The following is a 19,634-nucleotide window of genomic DNA, read 5'->3' as shown; positions in this document are numbered from 1 at the left end:
TTAAAAACAGGAGTCTATGCACATTCGCATAGGCTTTTTTTCGTGATGGAGGTGAGTTAATGAGTAAGAATAGTAACAATCCAAAAAGAAATAAACCTAAAATACTGACCAAATATGATCAATTTGTTGTGCCAAGGCTCAGGGATATTCCTGTTTGGGTACGTGAGGGGGCAACAGATGAGGAGATTGCTAAGCGATTAAATATTCATATCTGGACGTTAGGTGACTATCGCAGGAAGCATCCCAAATTTGCGGAAGCATTGGAACGTCCAACCAAGTGGGAAACTCATGTATATCCTCGGTTAGCGGAGATTCAGCAATGGTTCGAAGAAGGCGTGAATGCAGAGGACATTATCAAGAAACTCGACATTGGTAAAACGACTTGGTACGAGTATATTGATAAGCATCCGATGCTGGCTGAACTAGTCAAATGGAGCAGATCTGTCCCTATTTCACACGTGGAAAATTCACTATTGAAAGCTGCTACGGGATATGAATATGAAGAAGTTAAAACGATTATTGAAGAGGACAAAAATGGAAAAAAGAAGACTCGTATCGAAAAGGTAAAACGATATCAGCCTCCAAATCCGACAGCGATGATTTTCTACTTGAAGAACCGCGCACCAAATGAATGGAATGATCGCCGTGAACTGGTGGTGAATACGAAAGCACTGGAACAGGAGCGTAAGCAGCTATTTCTGGATATGATTGAAGCCGATGTCGTGGATGCCGATTATGAAGCCATTGAGGAATCGGTTGAGATTGGAGGACGGATACGTGGAACCGGATGATTCACAGCCATAACGTTATGCCGTCAGTATTTGCATAGATAAACGCCAGTTTTAGCCTTGAATTAGCCCCAAAATTGCCCAAACTCAGTGCATAAGATAAGTTATGTATGGAGTGGACTTTGCCCCACATCAACGGTATGATGTGACACACAATCGAAGGGTGGGGCGAATATGGACTATATTCAAGGGTTTGAAGCATATTTACGGAGCAAGGATCGAAGTAAGAACACAGTTTCGTGCTACATCCGGGACGTGTTGCAGTTCACAGCTTGGTATCAAAGGAAAACGGAATATGGACTGGATCAGTGGATTGAACTGGATAGCGTAGAATACAAGAAATATCTGCAAAGCACCAACCAAGCGATACTCACCATCAACCGCAAGATTGCCAGTATCAACGTATTTGCTCAGTGGATGCACCAGCAAGGCTATATTAAGGAAGAGATACATATCGAAGCAGTCAGGAATAAGGTCGTTAGGCAATACAAAGGGTTAGCGGAAAAGGATCTGTGGAAGCTACGGAATGAAATTCACCGGATGGGCAATCGGATGCATATCTGTATGATTGAATTGCTGATTGGAACAGGGATACGGGTAAGCGAATTGGTTGGCATCCAATTGAAAGATATTGAAATAAGCGAACGCAAAGGAATATTGAAGGTATTCGGTAAAGGGAATTCCTTTCGTACTATTCCATTAAATAAGGAAGTACGAAAAGCCATTACCCGGTATCTTGAAGTCAGACCACAAGTGGAATCAGAATATCTATGTATTGGGCAGCGAGGGTCTTTGGAGCGAAATGCGATTAACCTGATTCTGAACAAATACGGGGATCGGATCAATGTGAAGGTCACACCCCATATGCTCAGACATACACTTGGCTATAAGCTGGTGAAGACAACTCCTTTGACGACCATTCAGCAAATCCTTGGACATGATCACGTAGCGACAACCAATATTTATACCCTAACAACACAACAGGATATGGCTGAAGCTTTGGCAAATATCGAGTGGTGAGAAGCCACTCTTTTTGTCGTGGATGGAGGGGTTCTTCTATGTAGATAAACGGAGCCGCCAGCAAAGGGTGCAGAAATTTTTGTGATGATTTTATAGTGAATTTGAGAAAGGAGTTATACCCATTGAAGAGATAAAGCTAGAAGAGCAGCGTCAAGCTGAGCTACTTAAGCAGTATATGGAGAAGCATTTTAAACCACCGAAAATGAAACAACTGATCAAAACGTTCTCTTTCTCTGAACTACGTAAGCTTATTGGTGAGATGGATATTGAGTTTTTCGCTTTAGCCTATTTTCCTAAATACTTTGATCGAGCATTTGGCAAGTTTCACAAAGAGCTATTCACGGAATTAAGACATATGCTTGCCCATACTGGATTGATTACGGCTTTCGGCCTTCCTAGGGAGCATGGAAAGTCAACGATCAGTTCTTTTTTATTTCCGCTGTATGCCACACTTTATGATAAATCACAGTTTACATTGATCATATCTGCGACAGAACAGATTGCATTGCCGTTCCTTGATATGATCAAAGATGAGCTGGAAACCAATCAGATGCTGATTGAGGATTTTGGGATTCGTAAAGGGTGCCGCTGGAACAACAATGAAATATGGCTCAAGAGTAAAGGTGGACTGGATTCGTGTATTATGATTCGTGGGATTGACGGTAGCTTGAGAGGTATTCACTATAAGCATCATCGTCCTACGCTGGTATTGATGGATGATTTGCTCAAGGAAGATACCGCACGATCCGAAGCGAAACGAGAACAAATTAAAAATACGTTTACGGATGTTATTCTGCCAATTGGCACAAGGGATACGAATATCCTGATCTGTGGAACGATTTTGAATGAAGAAGATATTATGGCCGATCTGCTCAAGGGTAAAATCCCAGGTGTGAGAAGTGTTCGTAAAGCAGCCGTGCTTCAATTTTCAGAGCGTGATGATCTATGGTCAGAGTGGGAGCGACAATATAATAATCTACAAGACGAGGATAGGATCAATACTGCCTTGTCTTTTTTTACGGCTCATGAGGAGGAAATGCTGGAGGGTACGAAAATCCTGTGGAGCGAGTATTTGGACTATTATTATTTGATGTGCAAGAAGCAAGCCATGGGTGAAAAGAGCTTCTATAAAGAGTTACAAAATGATCCGCGTTCAACAGACGAATACATATTTCAGAATCTCATGTATTGGGACAGGCTACCTGAGTTTGAGGATATGGAACTAGCCATGTACATTGATCCAGCCATTAAAGCCGGGAAGAAAAATGACTATTCTGCGGTTTCAATTATTGGGCAGCATCGGAAGACGAAGCAGATGTACGTGATCGATGGCATTATCTATAAATTGCTGCCGGATGATTTGTTCCAAGTCGCTATTGAGAAGTTAAAGCTTTATCCTGTAGATAAGCTCGGTTTTGAAGTCAATCAGGCACAAAGCTATATGAAGCAGAAATTTGAAGAAGAGTTATGGAAAGCGAAGATACATACGCCAGTTGAAAGTGTCCATTCCAAGGGGCAGAAGCATGAACGCATTATTAGCTTGGAGCCGGAAGTGAAGAAGGGTCATATTCTGTTCAATGCAGATAACCTCAGATATAATCATCAGGTGAAGGATTACAATCGAAATTGTACATATGATGATGCGCCAGATAGTTTATATGGGGCTGTTCAATTGATTCAGTCTGTGAAAAGTTTAAAGTTTTATGATCGTAGTTTGTTGTTTTGAGGGTCAGGCAGTTTAGACTACGGATTGATAATGAACTGCAAGAGATAATATTGATTTCAAGCATAAATAATATCAGAGTTATATCATAAAAATACCAATTTCAATGTAAACTTGAGCCTGAAGCCCTGTCATAATAATCTGAGTACTGGCGCATTCTCAGTCTTATTTAGGTTGGGAATTTTTGTTTTAAGGGAGGAATTAAATTGTTAAATGATTCTGAAAGAGAAGGAATATTTAAAGCCATTTTTGAAAGGAGAGATATTCGATCATTTAATGGAAAACCCATATCCAAAGATAAGTTAAACAACATATTAAGGGCTGGTCATCATGCACCTTCCGTTGGTTTTATGCAACCTTGGGATTTTATTGTAATTGACTCTCAAGAAGTTAAAGAACGATTGGCGCATGCATGTCATAAAGAAATACAGGCCTTGTCCATACACTATGAAGATGAAAAAAAGACAAGATTTCTCTCGTTAAAATTAGAGGGTATAAGGGAAGCACCTATAACGATCTGTATTACATGTGATCCAACAAGAGGTGGCGGACATGTAATTGGGCGAAATTCTATTCCTGAAACAGATATTCTATCCGTCGCCTGTTGTATCCAAAATATGTGGTTGGCGTCTTATGCAGAAGGAATAGCTATGGGATGGGTTAGTTTTTACAAGAAAACAGACGTACGGGAAATACTAAATATTCCACCACATATTGACCCTATTGCTTTGATTTCATTAGGTTATACGGATTTTTATCCTACAAAACCAATCCTAGAGCAAGTAAATTGGGAGAGACGTCGAAATCTAAATAATCTAATACACCATAATGCTTGGGAATGATTTGAAATATAAGTGAATTCTCCTTTTTGGATATGATGCTAACGGAAACGATTGTTTCATAAGCATCAAGATTAAGCTGTTGGTTTAGTCGACAGATTGCTACGTTTAGAAAGACTGCAATATGGTAAAAACCGCTGAAGAGAAAGGTAGGAGGATTATGAAGCAAGGACAAATGAAAAAGATAAATTTATTCGAGGTTACAAAAGACATAAACGATTATGCGAACTTTGTGGTCAGTGAAGTTAACGATCATGTTTTAAGAGCTGCTGTAATCGATGGTGAATTCCATTGGCACAAACACGATGACTGCGATGAACTCTTTATTGTAATTGAAGGGGAATTAATAATAGATTTTGAAGACCAGACTATAGTTTTGAACCAAGGAGATGTGTATACCATTCCCCAAAATGTCATGCATAGAACACGCTCTAACGGAAGAACTGTAAATCTTTGTTTTGAGAAAGCAGAAAATAATATTAAGGGTAACTAATAGGATAGAAATATACTCAAGTACGCCATGTAGTTCGTTAATAACTTAACGTAGAAGGAACTGCCTTATTAAAGGTGGTTCTTTTATTATTACAATCAGCAATTAAATGACCCATTTTTGAAAAGAGGCAAAGGTATGAAAATAAATGTAGAACTTATTTTTGAATGTCTAAATGAACTCCAATTGGCTGCATTAGCTAAACAGAAATATACAGATTACTATAATGGTCAGCATGCCATTCTGAAGAACTATGCGATGCAAGAAAGTCGAAGTAATCAAAAGCTTATTTTTAATTTTCCACGAAAGTTCGTAGATAACGAGGTGGGTTATCTGCTTGGTAAGCCAGTAAACTATGTGTCCAAGTCGGATCAGGATGAGGCCATACATAACATAGACGTACATATGAGTCATTGGGACAAGGAGCATAATCTACAGCTTCGGAAACAATCTGAAATCTTTGGTGAGAGCTATGAATTGAATTATATTGACTCGGATGGCCAGTTTTCAGCGACGGTGCTATCCCCTTTGAATGCCTATGTACTGGAAGACGGAACAGCAGAACGAAATGTATTACTTGGCTTACATAAATTCACGAGACGATTGGATAAACAAGTATATTTGGACGTGTATACCGACCATGAAATTCTACACTATACAATCGGCAACGATGACAAACTTAATCAGAGTAAGCAAAACCAATCACCCGAACTGAAATATATCGGCAAGCATAATCACATCTTTGGAAGAGTTCCGCTTATCTCCTGTCCAGCTAATACGGAGAGAAAAAGTGGCTTCCATGATGTGATTTCTTTATTTGATGCCTATAATGCGCTGAATTCCGATTTGGTCAATGAAATCGCAGATCACCGTAACGCCTATCTCGTGATTGAGAATGCCAAGCTGGAGGCCGAGGACTTACTGAATATGAAGAAGATGGGCATTATTCAGGTTCCGGCTGGGGGAAAGGTAAGCTGGCTTACGAAGGAGATTAATGATTCTTTTGTGAAAAATGAGTTGGACAATATTGAACGCAAAATTTTCGACATGATGGATCAGGTTAACTTTAATGAAAATTGGGCCAGTAATACGTCTTCCTTAGCGCTGAGAAACAAGCTGCTTAATCTGGAGAATCGGGTGGCGATGCGGGAAGCATTGATGGAAAAGGCGATCAAGCAGCGGTTACGTAATTTCTTTACCTTTCTGCACATTAAAGAAGGAATGCAATATGATTACCGGGATATCGCGGTGAAGTTTACTCGTAATTTGCCGACAGACTTGGTCGGGATGGCTGATGTGATCGTTAAACTGAAAGAAGTGGTTTCACAGGAAACGCTGCTCACATTGCTTCCGTTTGTCGAGAATCCAAAGTTGGAATTCAATAAATTTCATGCGGAGCAGCAACGATTAGTTGGTGCGGGTAAGGAGATGTCCAATGCAAAATAAAAATACAATTAAACGGTTAGTGAAGAATAATTGTGCATGCTATCTCGGAGCGAAGCACAGTATCCCAAACTATTGCTGTTTACAGGATAGTCCATGTGTATTTTTCGCTCAATATGATTCTCTTCCCCGTTGTACCTATTTTGAAAATGGAGTTTTGCCAATGGACGAGAAGCTGGTTCAAGAATATAAGTCTGATCGGAATGTAGAGAATGAGCCTAAGACAGCGAAGCCGAGGGTAAACTGTACACGTTGTGGAGGAACATTTTCGGCAAATTCGAATCGGCAGAAATGTTGTGAGAAGTGTAGAGGTAAGGCGAGAAAAGAAAATATTAGGATACGTGTTCGGAAGTTCAGACAAAAAGACGGCTCGATGTAACGCTTTAGAGGTGGGAAAAGCCCTATAAACAAAGGGTTAAAAATAGGCAAAAATAAGGAGTTGGGATACTTGCACCTTTTCGTCACTTTTGCGTTTTCTAATGCGTTACATGATTGTCTTGAGCATGATATTCAATATGATACAGTTTCAGCATACATATACGTTTTTGAAGTTTAGGCAAACAATAGGCTTGATGTAACGCTTTAGGCTGTCAAAAAGCTATATAAACAAAGGATGAAAAATAGGTAAAAGTGGGGAGTGGGTATGTTTGTACCTTTTCCTCGTTTTTGTGATTTCTAAAGCGTTACATTGCTGTCCTGAGCATGACATTAAAAGGCTCCATACATACATAAGCGTGTTCGGTTCTGTGAGTCGAATGGGCGATAAAGGAGATTATCGAAAATGAATTTAGAACAAATGAAGCAGTTGATTGAAGAAAACCAAACAAATGAGGAATGGCAAACGTATCTTCAGGGTTTGAATCCGTATAGCGTAGAAGGGATAGAGCAATACATCCAATCTAATCAGCAAGCAAAAAGTTGGTTCGATAGCACGGTGGGCAAACGATCAGCTAAATCGCTGGAAACATGGAAAACCAATCATTTGGAAAGTGCAGTAGATGCTGAGATCAAGAAGCGATTCCCGGCGAAGGATGAGAGAGAAATCGAAGTTGAGAAGCTACGAGCCGAAGTGGAAATATGAAGCTAGAGAAGCAACGTGAACGGTTAACCAGCCAAGCGGTAAAAATAGCATCCGAGAAGAAACTTCCACTCCCGTTAGTGGATTTTTTTATTGGTACAGATGAAGAAGCGACGACAGCGAATTTGGCTATGTTGGAACAATCGTTACAATTGGCTATACAACAGCAAGTCGAGCAACGACTTAAAGGAGATGGCTATACCCCTCCGACTAGTTCAACGAGTAGCACATTTACATTAGAAGCGATTAAAGGCATGTCGTCGAGTGAGATCAATCAGCATTGGGAGCAAGTCAAACAAGCATTACAAAACAAACAATAATTAACGAAAAGGACAAGGTGATTAAATATGACAGTACAAAATTTTATTCCTACCATTTGGAGCGCACGTTTAAATGAAAGCCTGAAGAAGAATCTGGTGTATGGCAATGTCGTCAACACTGATTATGAAGGTGAGATTCAAGGCCAAGGCTCCACCGTAAAAATCAATTCGATTGGGGCGGTAACGATTGGCAATTATGACAAGATAGCAGGGATCGGTAATCCGCAGGAACTGGATGCTACGCAAAAACGTTGGTGATCGATCAGGCGAAGTATTTCAATTTTCAGGTGGATGATGTAGATGCTGCGCAAGCGAATGTGAATCTGCTGGATGGTGGAATTGTGGAAGCCTCTTATGGACTGGCCAATGTAGTGGACCAGTATCTTGCTGGATTTTACACAGAGGTAAAAGCTGAGAATACGATTGGTAGCGATACAACGTCTGTAACTCCCACGAAAGATACAGCCTATGATTTGCTGATTGATTTAGGCGTACTATTGGATGAGAACAATGTACCGGAAAGCGAACGTTTTGTAGTGGTTCCTGCATGGTATTATGGCTTGCTCTTGAAAGATGCTCGTTTTACCAAAGATTCGAATATTATCCGCACGGGTTATGTAGGGGATATCGATGGGATGACGGTTTATAAATCAAACAATGTGCCGAATACCACAGGAGCCAAGTATAAAATTATTGCGGGTCATAAGAGCGCCATTTCGTTTGCATGTCAAGTGGATTCGGTGGAAGCGTTCAGACCAGAGAAGCAATTTTCAGATGCGGTGAAAGGGTTGCAGGTATTCGGTGCTAAATGTATCAAGCCGGAAGCTCTCGCTGTACTCACAGCCAATAAGTCTTAATTGAAAGTGGATGATATGAGAACACATTATAATAGAAGAAACACGTTTAGGGTGTCCGTTTTGGATGCCCTTATTTTCATTTTTGGAGGGTAATAAGATGTGGTTTTTGAATCAAGAAACGGGATGTATATGGGAAGTCACGGATCAGGAGCTGCTGCTACGTTTACAGGCCAGTGGGCATTATGAGCAAGTGGAGGAACCTCACCCAGATGAGACTAAGCAAGAAGCAACCCAAACGAAAGCTCAAACTGTCAAGAATATGAAACGTACCGAGAAGGCACAGGTAAAGGAGGAACAGGAGACAGCACATGAGTGATTCATTGATTTTACATAAACGGTTATTAGGCATGGAACCAACAGACATATCCAAGGATGATATCCTGATCCACTATTTGAATAAAGCGAGGAGTAATATTCTTGGTTATTGTAATGTGGCAACACTCCCTGTGGAATATGATCATGTCATGGTCGATTATGCGGTGTATCTCTATAAAAATAGGGATTCGGTTGGACTTATAAATAAGCAGGAAGGTGAACGCTCAGCCGCATATGAAACAGGGATTCCGATAAATATTCGACTGGCTCTTCCTCTGCCTAAAATCAAGGTCGGGACAGATTAATGTTTTACGATACGAAGTTGGAAATTTTAGATGCTGAATTCATACCTATTCGGTCAATGATGGCAGATGTACAACCTTATCGTAAAAGCTTTTCATTTGAAGATGGTTACACCTTGGAGATGACACATCGAGCTTTCTGTCCATTGGAATCCTCATTGCAATTAAACGACTATGTTCAAATCTACACGAGTATCTTTATTATTTTGGACATCAAGGAATGGAGTGATTATATGGAATTGTATCTATTTCGCTGCAAGCCAGATTTTGCACTGGAGGTGAAGGAATGACAAGGAGTCTAGAGCCGATGATAGATTTCTTCCTGCGAGAGAAAGGCGAGCTTGTACACATAAACGGTGTAAGACAGCTTGGTCTGATTCGAGATGCGACAGATAATATCCAAATGACCGATGAAAAAATCATTCGAGCAGCAACACCTTTACACACAGGAGATATCGTGGATTGTCGTGATGAACGATATTTTGTTACCAGTCAAGTGGATCAAAATGAAAAGTCGTGTCGAGGCAGGATGCGAAAATGTAATCAACGGTTGGCTTTAAACTGGAGTGGACAGGTGAAATGGTTTGATGCTGTGGTAGAAGCCAGAACGTTTTCAACGGAAACAGGTAAAGTTATCTCCATGCCAGAGGGCAACATCTTGGTTACCGTACAAGACAATGCAGACACGCGAAACATCGCATTGAACCAACGATTCTATATCACCCATCAGCCATTTAAAATAGTTGGAATAGATCGTATCCTAAATGGAATCGTTCAGTTAAGCTGCACATTGGATAGTATTTCACCTGCTTACGACGATGTAGAACATAACATTGCTGATCGATGGAAATATGAGATTGCTCATACATATGCTTTACATATCAACCATGGAACGATAGCCCATGTACGGCTCAACGAAATAATACCATTGAATGTGACCGCTATGGATAATAGAAATGAGATGGCGAATCCAGTCATAACTTTCATTTCAAGTGATCCGAGTGTGGTTAGTGTAGATCAGCAAGGCCAGATTATGGGCATCGCTTTGGGACAAGCAAGCATCACCGCGAATTTAACGTATCACCCTACAGTACGGAGTACCATTGAATTGAGAGTCGTTGAAACGGGAACGCATATCTATTCGATAGCCATTACTGGCAATCCCATTCTCAAAACAGGCCAAAGTGCATCATACGTCAGTCATATCTATGATCATGGAGTGGAAGTGTTTGACCAGTCGGTAGAGTGGAGCCTACGGAATCAAGATGAATCAACTCCTATCATGGGAAGCATAACAGCCAGCACAGGAAATTGTGTAACCATAAAAGCAGGAAGCAGTATTGGAGCGAACAATAAAGCCTTTGCACTGACTGCCACCTTAGTAAGCGATCCTAGCATGTCCGCAGAAAAGAACATTAGCCTTAAGAATTTATTTTAATCTTTATTATCTATCGGCTTGCCCTAGAGGTGAGCCATTTTTATTTCAAAGGAGCACATACATATGCAACAAAAATCTATTGATTACTTGCTCAGTCTGAGTCTATTGAAGCAATTAAGATCACAACAGTTGATAACAGAAGAAGAATTTATTGCGATTGATCAGCTTAATAAAAAATCTTTCAAGTAGCTATAACATGGGCAGAAATGGACTTGATGATGTGCCGAAAGCATTATACCATGTGACCGTATAAAGAAGATATCGAAGGGAGAAACGTCTATGGCACAAGCCGCATCCGCAAAAAAAGTTGTGATCGTTCCCATTAAAACGATGGACATCGTAGAGGGAATTCAATCTATACAAAAGAAGAAAGTCGCTGCCTATTGCCGGGTCAGTACCGATTCCGAGGAGCAAAAGGAGAGCTATACGAATCAGGTGAATTACTATACCCAATACATTCAAAACAACTTGGAATGGGAAATGGCGGATATTTACGCCGATGAAGGGATCACCGGAACCAGCACCAAAAATAGAACACACTTTAACCGGATGATACAGGATGCTCGAAAAGGTAAACTGGATCTGATTCTGGTCAAGTCGATTTCGAGATTTGCAAGAAACACACTAGATTTATTGAAATATGTACGGGAACTCAAAAGTCTCGGAGTCGCCGTATTCTTTGAACGAGAGAATATTAATACACTGGATACCACAGGTGAGGTATTGCTGACCATTCTGAGTTCACTTGCTCAAGACGAGAGTCGGAATATTTCTGAAAATAGTCGATGGGGCATACTGCGTGGCTTCCAAAACGGCAAAGTCTTCTGCAACACGAATCGCTTCCTCGGCTATGATAAGGATGAACATGGTGAACTGGTGATTAACGAGCCAGAAGCAGAGATTGTGCGGCGCATATACGAGGAGTATTTGGATGGGAAAAGCTATCAGGCGATAGCCAGAGGTTTGATGCGAGATCACATTAAAACAGTCACGGGTGGCGATACGTGGTGGGATTCCTCCATTACCTTAATTCTGACCAATGAGAAATATTACGGAGCTTTGCTTCAGCAAAAGACGGTAACGGTAGATTTTCTAACCCACAAACGAATAAGGAATAAAGGACAGGAGCAGCAATATTTAATTGAGGACAACCATGAACCGATTGTATCCAAGGAACTATTTGAAGCGGTGCAAAAGGAAAAGGAACGGAGGGCCAAGCTGAAAGGGAGTGTGATGGGGGATAGTAAAAGGTACTCCAGTAAATATGCACTGAGCAGTAAAGTATATTGTGGATGCTGTGGGACCATTTTTAAACGCCGAACCTGGAACAGCAATAATTCATCCAAAAAAGTGGTATGGCAATGCAAAACGTATGTTAATGAAGGGAGAGCAGCATGTGATGCCAAATCGGTTGATGAACAAGTTTTACATTCCGCGTTTGTACGAGCATTTAATCGGATGTATGAGAATAAGGAAAGATTTATTAAAACGCTGAAAGGCAATATTGAATCGGTACTTTCCAGAAAAGTAGGACAAGAACCGCTATTGGAAGGAAAGATGCAACAATTGAAATCCGACTTGAAGGAATTAGTGAATCTCAAGCTACGGAATCAGATTGATGAGATTGTATATGATGAAGAAACGAACAGACTTTCCAATGAACTCAACGAGCTACGACAACAGAAGCTGACACTGGAGCAGGAGCATGAGCAAAAGGCACAACTTAAGGAACGTGTCGATGAAATTATCCAAGTCCTAAGCTCACGGCAAGATATACTAGAACAATTTGATGATAACCTATTCAATGCGTTGGTGGAGAAGATCACGATTCTCTCACCAGCGCATTTTGTTTTTACCTTGAAAAGTGGAATGAGTATAGACGAAATATTGGACTAACGAAATCATAGACTAAAGTGATCAAAAGCTAACGAATAGCTGTGGGTTGTATGACGGGAAGGATCAATCGAATCCCGTCTTTAACTCCTTCCATATAGATGGATTGTTTGTCCTGACTTAGCTGATAACCTATAGCTTCTTCCCATTCAGATAGCAGTTGCTGAATATCCTTGTTTTGATTCATTTTGAATTGATCCATTTGAGTGAATAAGTTTTTTTCCTCAGATGAACATGAAGCCTGTTGTTCACTGGCGAGTTCTAACTGATAAAAACGTTGGCGTAATGCTTCTTGAAACCAATCTGGTCAATTTGACATAGCGTATTTTCCCTCCCGTGGTTTGAGTGTGTGTATGTTAACTCTGATGGTGAGAGATAGCAAGTCATTGTGGAGGGATGTTTGATATAGAGACATTTCTATTTGTGCATTCTGGCGAAGCTTTCGGCTAATCGTGGCAGGATCCCTGGGCAATGACCCTTGCACTTTTTCTCTGCTGATACGGTTTGGTACACCGTCACAACGAGAAAAGACGCACGGTATGTATATACCTGCGCCTTACTCGCGTGTAGCATAATCAAGATTCTCTGATAATGTTGATTGGGTTTTCTAATATAAAAAAAGTTTACGATCAAGCAAGATGCGATAAAAAATTCAAAAAAATTTTATAACTCCAGTTGGGCAGAGCTACTAGCTTGAGTCCAGTATGGCCAATTTCTCCAATATTCATTTTTTACATTCTTCCCCTGTAAATCATGTACTTAATCGTAGAAAACACTGGGATAAGGTTCTTTTTATTACAATTCATAAATGTTGAAAGCAGGAATTAATGAACATTAATCCATGTCTGCATATGATTCCAAGGAGAACTTGTGGAATCAACATCACCTACAAATTGTCCGCCTTCACTAGGGGATTCAAACATCCAAGAACGGACAAAAGCATCTATCATACCATCACTATCCAAATCCAAATTTTGAGTCCAATCATTTTTCATACTTATGCCATTGAGTTTACCAGAGCGAGTACTATAATTACTATAACCAATCTCGAAGGTAACACACTGAATCCAATCTCCATGGTGATCATTTTTAGTGCCATACGGGTTGCTATTGAACCCATATATCTCTTGACCGCCATAAGGAGATGCTACAGCGTATACATTAAAGTGAGATACCGGTGGAACAGCTGCCTGGAGAACTGGGCCATCAGCGTTTTTAGATTTCTGGGATTCAAATGAAGCCTTAGCCGCCTCCACAGCAGCAAGGAACTCATCGGAATTAACAACCTCTTCTTTTGTCAAGGGCTGGGTCTGAGTAACGTCACCCTTTGCAAAAGCAGTAACATTAAACGAAAGAGCTAGAACAAGAACAAGAGCCAAACCATACAACTTTTTCATGGTAATAGATCTCACCTTTCTCAGTTTTGATTATCCCAGTACTGAATCATACGATTATGACAAAATTATATCTACTTGCGATAAATATCCTCCTCTCTTTTGAAAATTGTCCTTCCCTTTTTATTAACTGTAAACAGCAACAAAAGAGGTAGAACTACCACAGGCTAAAAAACTCTATGATGCAGGAATGTATATGTAAAAAGAATGCCTGCTATCGATTATATATTGCAGACAAAATGAAAACTCATTAATGACTCACTAATATCTTAGTTTGCGGTAAGAGCTAATATCTATCTTAAAAATTGTTCTATTCCAAAATAAATATAAAAATTACTTAATTATATTATAATTGAAATATATTACATATTACCTGAATACAGAGTACACCTTATTATCATTATAAGTCAAGGTTTTTCATGAATATTATGATTTGTTAAAAAACGCTTAAGCTTAGAAAGGATTTGATGATGCAAAAGTTCTGCGAATGTTGGGGTGCAAGCCGAGGTAAAACAACCGTTACGAGCAGGCATTGAGCATCGACTTGGAGACGTTCAATTCGCGACAGCTTTCTGTTCGTTCCGGGCTTTGCGGTCAAGACTTATAGCTGAGTACAGCCAGCAAGGATGCAGCGAACTCCACGATGCCTCCGAACCAAGACACATCGATCAGCTTTGCTTTCGTTGTCACCCATCCGCCGAGAGCCGATCTGACCACAAGCCCAGCAAGACGCTGAAAAGAAATATTGTATCGGTACTTTCCAGAAAAGTGGGGCAAGAACAGCTGTTGGACATCGAAGGGCAGATGCAGCAATTGAAATCCGACTTGAAAGAGTTAGTGAATCTGAAGCTGCGGAATCAGAACGATGAAACGGTATATGATGAAGAAACGAACAGACTTTCCAGTGAGCTAAACGAGCTACGGCAACAGATGCTGAAATTGGAGCAGGAAGAGGATCAGCAAGCGAAAATTAAGGAACGTGTAGATGAGATTATTCAATTTTTAAGTTCTCGACAAGATATACTAGAACAATTTGATGATAACCTATTCAATGCGTTGGTGGAGAAGATAACTATTCTCTCACCAGCGCATTTTGTTTTTAGCTTGAAGAGTGGAATGAGCATAGATGAAATATTGGACTAACAAAATCATAGGCTAATGCGATCAATGGCTAACGAGTAACTGTGGACTGCATGACGGGAAGGATCATTCGAATCCCGTCTTTTACTCCTTCCATATAAATGGACTGTTTGTCCTGACTTAGCTGATAGCCTATTGCTTCTTCCCATTCAGATAGCAGACGTTGGATATCCTCGTTTTGGTTGGTTTTGAATTGATCAACTTGAGTAAATAGATGCTCGTCTTCTGGTAAATTTGAAGCCTGTTGCTCACTGGCAAGTTCTAATTGATAAAAACGTTGGCGTAATGCTTCGAGAAACCAATCTGGCCAATTTGACATGACATATTTCCCTCCCGTTGTTTGAGTGTGTGTATGTTAACTCTGATGGGGAGGGATGGCAAGTCATGTTTGTGTATAGATTTTGCCTTGCTACATTATTTGGTCACTGATCTTGAACATATAAAAGGCCCACTCCTCCTCATGGTTCAAGTTGGAATAAGCCTTTGAAAGATTATCAAGCTTGTTTGTCAATTTTTTAAGTGTTGGATTGTTGTATTGTACGATCTTGTTTCAACGTGTAAACCCGGCCTTCATTAATATATGAGTACTGGGTTCAAGGGGCAGTGGTGGCCCCCATTTAAACTTATAAGATTAATCGTATCTTAAATTAATCAGCCTTTAAGCCTAAGATGTAATCTACTCCTGCTTTAGTGGAATAAGTTGTTTCCAAGACCTTATATTTATTATCATCGATTAGTTTTTTACAAATTTGAATGTCTTGTAACAGTTGTTCAACGTCATTTTTTTCTATAGTCTCTTCAAATTTTGTATTCTCCAAATAACTATCTAGTTTAGAATAGATAAAATCTGCAATTTTATTGTATTTTAAGCTCTCTATTGCAATAGAAACAAAATATAACGTTTTAGTAAACAAACTAACGTTTACTCTTCTCCAATCTTCTTCTAAAATTTTCGCTGCAACCTGTGCCACACTTAACCCCTCTTCTTCAATATATTCCTCAAAGTCCAACACTACAGAATTTTTTATTCTTTCATAACTTGTCATGCTCATATTATCAGTCCTTATCTCATATTTTCAGAATAAACATTAAGCTTAATATTAGGGTAATTACGTCTAAATTCCATAATTAAATTTGTGCAACTTTGACAGGCGTCTAATTCTGTATATAAATTTACTTGACCATAAACATTAGGGTCTTTTATCTGAGAAGACATATCTTCAAGAATTTTAGCCTCCGTATCATTGAAACGAGGAAATTTATCTTCAACATAGGTTTCAAACGATTTTGTTTCTTTTGAATAAGAAAAATCCCCCAAATCATTGCCCAAACTATCAGAGGAATGAATTTGACTATGTGCTTGAAAATCTTTTTTAATACCAGGAATGTTTACTTCTGCTACGGCAATGTTTCCATTAGTTAACTTATCCAATTTTCTATCAAGTTTGTTTCTCTGTGTTTTTGAAAGGTTTTTGTATTCATCAGAATTTCTTATTTTTTCTACTTCTTTGTTAATATCAATTCTAATATTTTCAGTTTTCTCATAAAAATTATCAATTATCTTTTTAGGTAATCTATTTACACCCGTCCCCTCAATCCCTGTATCTTTATTGGGCTTTGGGTTTGAGAGTTGGGGTGACTCTGTTTTTTCATTTATAATTTTAGGGCCTGCATGAACAGGTTCTTTAACTGGTGAATTTAGTATGGTTTTGGGCTTGAAAAATGAACTGGCTCCCTCAGTGATCGCTGCTACACTAATGATATTGGACCAATGGTCTGGTGACAAAGGATCTTCAGGTGTCAAAGCTCCACGTATAGCCTCTGTTACTCCGAATGTAGCAAAATTTATAGCGTTACTACCAGATTTGCCTTGATTACGTGCACGCTCCATATAAGCCTGATACAATCCTTTAGGTATACCGTACGACAAGTAATCCAAATATGCGCCAACCGAATCGTATCGTTTTTGGGTTCTTTCTGCTGTAGCATCATAAATTCCTTTTCCTATTTCAGTTAGACTATCTGTCGACTTCACAGTCACATTTTGTGCTGTGTGTGCCTGTTCCATTGCTATTTGGCTTTTTATCATCGCACTGCTACCCGTATGATCCAGATAGCGATCCCACAAGGACTTAGGCTTCTCAACTTGTGGTTTCGGCTGCTGTTCCATGTGGCTGTCGGAATTTGCTTTCCAGCGTTGTCTCAGATCTACAGGAACCTGCTGATATGCATGAACTATGGCATTCGATTCTTTTAATAGATTCTGCACCAGCTCCAATGGGCCACCGGAATCCGCCACATGACGCGCACTCGTGTACACTTTCCCCAGTATCCACTTGCTATAGTAGGCTTGTCTCGCTTGCTCATGCTCATATTGACTAATCAGCCCCTCAAGGGCTAAACCAGCCAAGTGTTTGAGCGGGTGCAACCCCGTTTCTTTACTGCCTCCAACCGTTGGCGTTCCTTTACTACGAATAGGGATGGCTCCAGTTGCTTGTAACACTGTTGCTGCCACTTTACCTGCTGGCCCACCAACAGCATTCAACATCACACTGGCTACGTTTCCAACTACGGGAATGGAACCTAATAGCTTGGATATCGTACCCATCAAAGCATTGGCCTGTTGAAGTGCTGCTGGAGTCGTAATTTTTGCTTTAGGAGTAGGGGCTTGGCTGCTCTTGGCTGTTGCAGTTTGTGCGGCCTCATATGCTTTGATACTCATCAAAGGTGGCTCAGGCACAGGAGGGAGGTCAGCCACGAAAACAGGAGCTTTCACCGTACCTTCCTGATAAATTACTGGGGCTTTGGTGTCCGTCTCGCCATCCAGTACCATGCTACTTTCTCCACCTTTGAGATGAAGGGCTGTTCCAGCTTCTAACGACAGTTCCTTACCTGCATCCAGCTTCACATGACCACCCTGAATCTGCACATTCCCCGGACTGTTGATGGTGATGCCACCATCTTCATTTAGTGTAATTGAAAATCCATCGGAGGTGGACAGGGTCAATTCATGCTCAGACATTTCTACCCCGCTACCTTGCACATGTTGCCAGGCCTTCACATTCGGCTGTCCATTTGCGTGGCGTTGTTGTCGAAGTGAATCCGTCACATAGGCATCCTGTTCGCGGTGTGTAGGCAGATACAGTTCTACTTGTTCCCCGATCTCAGGCATATCATACCAACCGCTATGTTCTTCGGCTACATATCGAGTCGCCACGGGAAACCAGCAGGCTTTGGCAGGATCTTGCTTCGGGTCGATGTCCAGTTGAAGCTGCACAAAATCCTGCTGAACCTTGAGCACCGTTCCTGTCAACGAAATCCCGGTGGCCTGATCGTTTTCATACCGGGCATAGCGAATATTCTGTTCCGCTTGGAGATCATAACGTGTACGCAGTAAGCCATCCGCTAATGTTGTCACTGCCCGAACGACGACCAACTCTTTGCCTTGTCCGATGGGTAACGTGATGAGATCTCCTAGCGCATAGTATTGCAGACTTTCAATTGTATAGGTGACATACGAGCCAGCACGTTCTCCCGGCTTTTCGGCATCCAGTTCATGAAACGTTTTCCGTACCCGATAAAATACATCTCGTTCCACTTTGTGCTGTTTGCCTTCTGGCATCCCGAAAAAAACTTTGGGTGAGGCTGCGGTTACCTCTGGCACAAGTACGGAGCCAAAGCGGGAAGCAAGACGCTTTAAAAAAGCCCAATCCGTCTCCTCATATTGTAAAACAAAAGTATCCAGTTTGGCATAATTAGTTACGGTATCAATGGCGTCTCCATACTCATATTTACGAACCATCGAGGTGACCAGATCATCATAGGTACGGTGAATATCCTGATAGGAACGTTTTTTCAGCTTGATATCCATTTGATAAGAATGGGAAGCAGCCTCCAGTTCAAAGGTATATACTCCCCGTGTACAATTCACAGACATACGCGTAACAATCCCGTGGAACAGCCTTCTCAGCGATTGTCCCTGATCATCCAACTGACGAATCACAATCGGCTCTTGCTCCATATTTTGTCCGATGCATGCGGCTCCCTGTTCTTCGGAGAGCATACCACGGATATGTAAAAAGGTATGATCATTAATGGTACGTGTTATTTGAAGTTGATCGATGTGTTGCGGCTGAAAGGGACCATAAAAGCGTAGGCTTTCATATCCGATCCCATCTGATAATAGGCTCAAGTGAGTTCATGACTCCTTTCTAGATGTGATGGCTGATTACAAAAGTAAAGTGCAGCAATTTTAATTCGAGTCTGACGAATAGAAGAAATGGATGAATACAACTTTGAGTCAAGACCCATATGTATCACTGAGTTTGTAGGTATAAAGTTACGAGATGTGATATTTAAATAACAGTCCAGCATATGTATTTATCGGTTAAAAGAGAGATTTAGTTTACAGAATGACCCATTCGTTGGGTAATTTTCAATGTGTAATACTGGAAGCAGGAGATATGGGAGGAGGGAAAGCTGAAAGTAATTTTGAGCAATTATCTTTCAAAGTCAAGAACTGAGCTAATTTAATTGTGATTATGGATTCGGGTAAATTAATACAGGCTCATATGGAATTAGCGGGATTGATAGA

Annotated in this window: 18 protein-coding genes and 2 pseudogenes; 15 read left to right on the top strand and 5 right to left on the bottom strand. The window is 40.5% G+C overall.

Going from position 1 to position 19,634, the window contains the following annotated elements:
- Window positions 1–59 precede the first annotated feature (59 nt).
- The 14 genes and pseudogenes from ASL14_RS07575 to ASL14_RS07510 all read left to right on the top strand — a co-directional run bounded on the left by ASL14_RS07575 (window position 60) and on the right by ASL14_RS07510 (window position 12,509).
- Complete coding sequence (locus ASL14_RS07575; RefSeq protein ID WP_134911104.1) at window positions 60–791, top strand: transposase; 732 nt, start codon at window positions 60–62, stop codon at window positions 789–791.
- Between the two features lie 171 nt (window positions 792–962).
- Window positions 963–1,808, top strand: a complete 846-nt coding sequence (locus ASL14_RS07570) for a tyrosine-type recombinase/integrase (RefSeq protein ID WP_134911103.1) — start codon at window positions 963–965, stop codon at window positions 1,806–1,808.
- Between the two features lie 175 nt (window positions 1,809–1,983).
- Window positions 1,984–3,534 (top strand): phage terminase large subunit, encoded by a 1,551-nt coding sequence (terL, locus tag ASL14_RS07565; RefSeq protein WP_134911102.1) that lies wholly within the window; start codon window positions 1,984–1,986, stop codon window positions 3,532–3,534.
- Window positions 3,535–3,737: 203 nt separating this feature from the next.
- On the top strand, window positions 3,738–4,373 hold the full coding sequence (gene bluB, locus ASL14_RS07560; protein ID WP_134911101.1) for a 5,6-dimethylbenzimidazole synthase: 636 nt from the start codon (window positions 3,738–3,740) through the stop codon (window positions 4,371–4,373).
- 172 nt (window positions 4,374–4,545) lie between these two features.
- Window positions 4,546–4,863, top strand: a complete 318-nt coding sequence (locus tag ASL14_RS07555; protein WP_025685200.1) for a cupin domain-containing protein — start codon at window positions 4,546–4,548, stop codon at window positions 4,861–4,863.
- A gap of 135 nt (window positions 4,864–4,998) precedes the next feature.
- Complete coding sequence (locus ASL14_RS07550; protein ID WP_134911100.1) at window positions 4,999–6,306, top strand: phage portal protein; 1,308 nt, start codon at window positions 4,999–5,001, stop codon at window positions 6,304–6,306.
- A gap of 778 nt (window positions 6,307–7,084) precedes the next feature.
- Window positions 7,085–7,701: pseudogene (locus ASL14_RS07540) on the top strand (DUF4355 domain-containing protein).
- A gap of 27 nt (window positions 7,702–7,728) precedes the next feature.
- A pseudogene (locus ASL14_RS07535) lies at window positions 7,729–8,558 on the top strand (P22 phage major capsid protein family protein).
- A gap of 97 nt (window positions 8,559–8,655) precedes the next feature.
- Complete coding sequence (locus ASL14_RS07530) at window positions 8,656–8,874, top strand: hypothetical protein (RefSeq protein WP_134911098.1); 219 nt, start codon at window positions 8,656–8,658, stop codon at window positions 8,872–8,874.
- Complete coding sequence (locus ASL14_RS07525) at window positions 8,867–9,178, top strand: phage head-tail connector protein (protein ID WP_134911097.1); 312 nt, start codon at window positions 8,867–8,869, stop codon at window positions 9,176–9,178. Before ASL14_RS07530 ends, ASL14_RS07525 begins: the two co-directional genes overlap by 8 nt.
- Entirely contained in the window at window positions 9,178–9,465 is a 288-nt protein-coding gene (locus tag ASL14_RS07520; RefSeq protein WP_134911096.1) for a hypothetical protein, read from the top strand. The genes ASL14_RS07525 and ASL14_RS07520 overlap by 1 nt, the downstream gene beginning before the upstream one ends.
- On the top strand, window positions 9,462–10,613 hold the full coding sequence (locus ASL14_RS07515) for an Ig-like domain-containing protein (RefSeq protein WP_134911095.1): 1,152 nt from the start codon (window positions 9,462–9,464) through the stop codon (window positions 10,611–10,613). Before ASL14_RS07520 ends, ASL14_RS07515 begins: the two co-directional genes overlap by 4 nt.
- 63 nt (window positions 10,614–10,676) lie before the next feature.
- A complete protein-coding gene (locus ASL14_RS29075) occupies window positions 10,677–10,802 on the top strand; it encodes an SHOCT domain-containing protein (RefSeq protein ID WP_257721144.1) in 126 nt (41 codons plus the stop codon).
- A 90-nt stretch (window positions 10,803–10,892) separates the two neighbouring features.
- On the top strand, window positions 10,893–12,509 hold the full coding sequence (locus tag ASL14_RS07510; RefSeq protein WP_134911094.1) for a recombinase family protein: 1,617 nt from the start codon (window positions 10,893–10,895) through the stop codon (window positions 12,507–12,509).
- Between the two features lie 28 nt (window positions 12,510–12,537).
- Here ASL14_RS07510 and ASL14_RS27885 read toward each other — a convergent pair whose 3' ends face one another.
- Window positions 12,538–12,693 (bottom strand): hypothetical protein, encoded by a 156-nt coding sequence (locus ASL14_RS27885; protein ID WP_223264242.1) that lies wholly within the window; start codon window positions 12,691–12,693, stop codon window positions 12,538–12,540.
- A 637-nt stretch (window positions 12,694–13,330) separates the two neighbouring features.
- On the bottom strand, window positions 13,331–13,903 hold the full coding sequence (locus tag ASL14_RS07500; RefSeq protein ID WP_134911093.1) for a DUF4879 domain-containing protein: 573 nt from the start codon (window positions 13,901–13,903) through the stop codon (window positions 13,331–13,333).
- A gap of 783 nt (window positions 13,904–14,686) precedes the next feature.
- Here ASL14_RS07500 and ASL14_RS07495 point away from each other — a divergent pair.
- Window positions 14,687–15,043, top strand: a complete 357-nt coding sequence (locus ASL14_RS07495; RefSeq protein ID WP_223264241.1) for a hypothetical protein — start codon at window positions 14,687–14,689, stop codon at window positions 15,041–15,043.
- Window positions 15,044–15,071: 28 nt separating this feature from the next.
- Here ASL14_RS07495 and ASL14_RS27280 read toward each other — a convergent pair whose 3' ends face one another.
- From ASL14_RS27280 to ASL14_RS07485, 3 genes are all read right to left on the bottom strand, one after another.
- Window positions 15,072–15,359 (bottom strand): hypothetical protein, encoded by a 288-nt coding sequence (locus tag ASL14_RS27280; protein WP_187644806.1) that lies wholly within the window; start codon window positions 15,357–15,359, stop codon window positions 15,072–15,074.
- Between the two features lie 328 nt (window positions 15,360–15,687).
- Window positions 15,688–16,092, bottom strand: a complete 405-nt coding sequence (locus ASL14_RS07490) for a hypothetical protein (protein ID WP_134911092.1) — start codon at window positions 16,090–16,092, stop codon at window positions 15,688–15,690.
- An 11-nt stretch (window positions 16,093–16,103) separates the two neighbouring features.
- On the bottom strand, window positions 16,104–19,232 hold the full coding sequence (locus ASL14_RS07485) for a deaminase domain-containing protein (RefSeq protein ID WP_134911091.1): 3,129 nt from the start codon (window positions 19,230–19,232) through the stop codon (window positions 16,104–16,106).
- Window positions 19,233–19,634 lie beyond the last annotated feature (402 nt).

The organism is Paenibacillus sp. IHB B 3084 (assembly GCF_001447315.1).
In the GTDB taxonomy this organism is placed as follows: Bacteria; Bacillota; Bacilli; order Paenibacillales; family Paenibacillaceae; genus Paenibacillus.
The sequence above is the reverse complement of the archived record's forward strand: the minus strand, read 5'-3'. Positions and strand labels throughout refer to the sequence as shown.